Here is a 4193-nt window from a genome sequence, read left to right on the forward strand (position 1 = left end):
GTTCTGCACCATCGAACCGAATACCGGCGAGGTCGCGGTGCCCGATCCGCGCCTGCAGAAGATCGCGGCGATTGGCAAGTCAAAGGAGATCATCCCGACCCGCATCTCCTTCGTCGACATTGCCGGTCTGGTGCGCGGCGCCTCGAAGGGCGAAGGGCTGGGCAACCAGTTCCTCGCCAACATCCGCGAGGTCGACGCCATCGTGCATGTGCTGCGCTGCTTCGAGGATGACGACATTACCCATGTCGAGGGCCGCATCGACCCGGTGGCCGATGCCGAGACGGTCGAAACCGAGCTGATGCTCGCCGACCTCGACAGCCTCGAGCGCCGCATCGTGCAATTCCGCAAGCGCGCCGGCAGCAAGGACAAGGAAGCGACGTCAGTGCTGCCGATGATGGAGGCAGCGCTAGAACTGCTGCAGGCCGGCAAGCCGACCCGCATCCTGCTCAAGGATATTTCGGCCGAAGATTTGCGCATCCTGCAGGGCCTGAACCTTCTGACCTCGCATCCCGTGCTCTATGTCTGCAACGTCGCCGAGGCCGACGCAGCCACCGGCAACGAGCACACCAGGGCCGTGGAAAAGATGGCGACCGCCCAGGGCGCCGGCACCGTGGTGATCTCGGCCGCCATCGAAGCCGAGGTCGCACAGCTCTCCGATGAGGAAGAGATGGAATTCCTGTCCTCGCTCGGCCTCGACGAGCCCGGCCTCAACAAGGTCATCCGCGCCGGCTACGATCTGTTGCACCTCATCACCTACTTCACCGTCGGGCCGAAGGAGACGCGCGCCTGGACCATCCATAAGGGCGACAAGGCCCCCCAGGCCGCCGGCGTCATCCACACCGATTTCGAGCGCGGCTTCATCCGCGCCCAGACCATCGCCTACAATGACTTCGTCACACTGGGCGGCGAAGTGGCGGCCAAGGAAGCCGGCAAGGCCCGCGACGAAGGCAAGGAATATGTCGTCCAGGACGGCGACATCCTGCTGTTCAAGTTCAACACGTGATTTGATGGAAGTCCTTCGAGACTGTCCGCGGGCCGGCTGAGCCGACCACCAGATATCAGGCCCAAAGTGTCGCCTATAAAGCTGATAATATTTGATTGTGACGGCGTCCTCGTGAACAGCGAGGAGATATACCAGGCAACCGAGCTTGAATATCTGGCGGCGGCCGGCATCACGTTCGAACCAAGCGCCTATACGCAAGCCTTCATGGGATTGTCTCCCGCTATGTGGCAGGCGAAGCTCGAAGCGATCGGCCAAGAGCGAGCCAAGCCGCTCTCTCCGCTCTTTTTTGAACAGCTTGCCGACCACACCAACGAACGCTTGCGTAAGAATCTGGCGGCCTTACCCGATGCAGGGAATGTGATTGGCCGGCTCGCCGCATGGAGATGTGTGGCGTCAAGCACGCCGCTGGCCCGATTGCGTTGGAAACTCGAACACACGGGCCTTGTCGACCTTTTCGATCCTAATATTTTTTCATCGGACATGGTCGTCAATGGAAAGCCGGAACCAGACCTGTTCTTGCATGCGGCGGACACGATCGGTGTTCATGCAAAGGAGTGCATCGTGGTCGAGGACAGCGTGAATGGCGTCCTGGCGGGCAAGGCAGCAGGTATGCGCGTGATCGGATTTACCGCTGGCAGTCATTGCACCGGCACTCATGGCGATGCTCTGTTGCGACATGGCGCGGATGCCCTCGTCGGCGCATACGAGGACTTGGAGGTCACTCTAGCCAGTCTTTAGATCGATCCGCTGACGCGGCTTCCGAGCCGCGAGGGCCGTCCCCCGGCCCGATTCGGGCTTGTCTTGATTTTGTCACGTCACAGGTCTAAGCGGCAGACGCACGGTCGGCGCTGGCGCCAGGAACCGTGCAATCCAACACGACGCGTCAATCCGAACGCACCCTTTGGCCCCAGCAAGGGAATCAGGCGATGATCAAGGCCTTCGTCGTGGACAATGATCGCCTGCGCGTCGTCGACGATCTCCTGGCAAACAGCGAGACCATCGTCTGGGCGGACCTGTTCAACCCGACAAAGGAAGAGGAAGCGACGATCGAGAGCTGGCTCGGCGTTGCCATTCCGACGCGCGAGGAGATGGAGGAGATCGAGATTTCGAGCCGCCTCTATGTCGAGGACGGCGCCTACTTCATGACCGCAACCCTGCCCGCGCAGACCGAGGTCGACGATCCCTTGATGTCGCCGGTCACCTTCGTGCTCGCCGGCACAAGGTTGATCACTGTGCGCTACCATGAGCCGAAGGCCTTCAAGACCTTTCCGCAGCGCGCCGAGAAGGTGGCGACCGGCTGCACCAGCGGCGACACCATCCTGATCGGCTTGCTGGAGGCGATCGTCGACCGTCTCGCCGACATTCTGGAGCGTGCCGGCCGTGACATCGAGGCGATCTCGCGCGATATCTTCGAGGCGCGATCGACCAAGGTTTCCAAGCGCAATCGCGACTTCCAGGAATTGTTGAAAGCCATCGGCCGCAAGGAGGACATCGCGTCTTCGATCCGCGACAGCCTGATCTCGCTGCAGCGCCTGGCGGGCTTTTTCGCCCATGCCTCGACCCGCACCAAGATGAGCAAGGACACCAAGGCGCGCATCAAGACGCTGTCTCGCGACGTGCTGTCACTCGCCGACCACGCCACCTTCCTGTCGCAGAAGATCTCCTTCCTGCTCGACGCGACGCTCGGCATGATCTCGATCGAGCAGAACGCCATCATCAAGATCTTTTCGGTCGCCGCCGTCATCTTCCTGCCGCCGACTTTGGTCGCCTCGATCTACGGCATGAATTTCGACGTCATCCCCGAGTTGAAATGGGAACTTGGCTATCCCTTCGCCATCGCCATGATGGTGCTGTCGGCGATCCTGCCCTTCTGGTATTTCCGCCGCCGCGGCTGGCTCTGAGTGGGCCTGTCGATCGGCTGCCACAGGCTGGCGCAGTAGAAATCGCTTGACCAAATGAACGCCGGCCTGCATCCGGAAACCCCGATCCTGAGGATCGTGGGTCGACAAGCCGGATTCCAGACCATGACCGCAGAGATAAAAACATGGGCCTATGAGGACTTCATCGAGGGTGCATCGATCGACCTCGGCTCGAAGCTCGTGAGTGCCGCCGAGATCGTCGAATTCGCCGGAGAATTCGACCCGCAGCCGATGCATCTCGACGAGGAAGCCGGCAAGGCCAGCATCCTCGGTGGGCTGGCGGCGTCGGGCTGGCACACCTGCGCCATGTTCATGCGCATGCTGTGCGATGCCTTCCTGTTGGACTCGACCTGCCAGGGCGCGCCCGGCGTCGATCAGGTCAAATGGAAGAAGCCGGTCCTGGCCGGCGATCAACTGACCGGCACCCTGGTGGTCGTTGCCAAGCGCCTGTCCAAATCGAAGCCGCAACTCGGCTTCGTTACAATGCGCAGCGAACTGTTCAACCAGCGCGGCGAAAGCGTCTTCGAGCTCGAGAACTCCGCCATGTTCCTCACGCGCGATGCCGCGGGGAGCCAAGCATGACACTGGACGAGTTCTTTCGTATCGGCACCACGGTGACGCTCGGCTCGCACACATTCGAGCCCGAGGCGATCAAGGCCTTCGCCCGCAAATACGACCCGCAGATCTTCCATACCGACGAGGAGGCCGCGAAGAAAAGCGTGCTCGGCGGGCTCTGCGCATCCGGCTGGCACACCGCCGCCACCTGGATGAAACTCAATCTCGAAAACCGCATGGACGCCGAGATCGCTGCGTGGAGCGGCCCCGGTCCGGTGCCGGAATTCGGCCCCTCGCCTGGCTTCAAGAACCTGAAATGGCTGAAGCCGGTCTATGCCGGGCAAACCATCACCTTCACGCGCACCGCGCTGTCGCACCGCCCGATTGCCTCACGCCCCGGCTGGCGGCTGCTGGCGCTGCGTTCGGAAGCTTTCGATTCGACCGGCGCCAAGGTGCTGGAGTTCGAGAGCGCCGTGCTGGTGAAGGTGGAGTAGGTTTCTTCCTTCTCCCCCTGTGGGAGAAGGTGGCCGAGCGAAGCTCGGTCGGATGAGGGGTGCTCCAGCTTGGCGCCGACGGCACTCCGTCACCCACCCCTCAACCGTCTCGGCGCTGCGCGCCGATCCACCTTCTCCCACAAGGGGAGAAGGAAGAACTGCCCCTCAATGCCCCTCGAACCCAATCAGCGTCCGCACCGGCACGCCGAGCGCCTCCAGCTT

5 protein-coding genes are annotated in these 4193 nt (G+C 62.1%); all 5 read left to right on the top strand.

Features of this window, described 5'->3' with window-relative positions; all coding sequences use genetic code 11:
• Window positions 1–1003: redox-regulated ATPase YchF (gene ychF / locus EOA22_RS25935; protein WP_127390310.1), on the top strand; the 1003-nt coding region annotated here is incomplete at its 5' end.
• A gap of 66 nt (window positions 1004–1069) precedes the next feature.
• Entirely contained in the window at window positions 1070–1741 is a 672-nt protein-coding gene (locus EOA22_RS25940; RefSeq protein WP_272482876.1) for an HAD family phosphatase, read from the top strand.
• A gap of 188 nt (window positions 1742–1929) precedes the next feature.
• A complete protein-coding gene (corA, locus tag EOA22_RS25945; protein WP_023809832.1) occupies window positions 1930–2904 on the top strand; it encodes a magnesium/cobalt transporter CorA in 975 nt (324 codons plus the stop codon).
• 123 nt (window positions 2905–3027) lie between these two features.
• Window positions 3028–3504 (top strand): MaoC family dehydratase, encoded by a 477-nt coding sequence (locus EOA22_RS25950; RefSeq protein ID WP_013529991.1) that lies wholly within the window; start codon window positions 3028–3030, stop codon window positions 3502–3504.
• Window positions 3501–3971 carry a MaoC family dehydratase gene (locus EOA22_RS25955; protein ID WP_063168842.1) on the top strand — a complete coding sequence of 157 codons (471 nt, stop codon included), beginning with the start codon at window positions 3501–3503 and terminating at the stop codon, window positions 3969–3971. Before EOA22_RS25950 ends, EOA22_RS25955 begins: the two co-directional genes overlap by 4 nt.
• Window positions 3972–4193: the final 222 nt, after the last annotated feature.

Source organism: Mesorhizobium sp. M7A.F.Ca.US.014.04.1.1 (genome assembly GCF_003998745.1).
Lineage (GTDB): Bacteria > Pseudomonadota > Alphaproteobacteria > Rhizobiales > Rhizobiaceae > Mesorhizobium > Mesorhizobium ciceri.

Coding starts and splice junctions, on each gene's coding strand:
- EOA22_RS25955 (WP_063168842.1), top strand. CDS start 3,501: ATGACACTGGACGAGTTCTTTCGTATCGGCACCACGGTGACGCTCGGC.
- corA (WP_023809832.1), top strand. CDS start 1,930: ATGATCAAGGCCTTCGTCGTGGACAATGATCGCCTGCGCGTCGTCGAC.
- EOA22_RS25950 (WP_013529991.1), top strand. CDS start 3,028: ATGACCGCAGAGATAAAAACATGGGCCTATGAGGACTTCATCGAGGGT.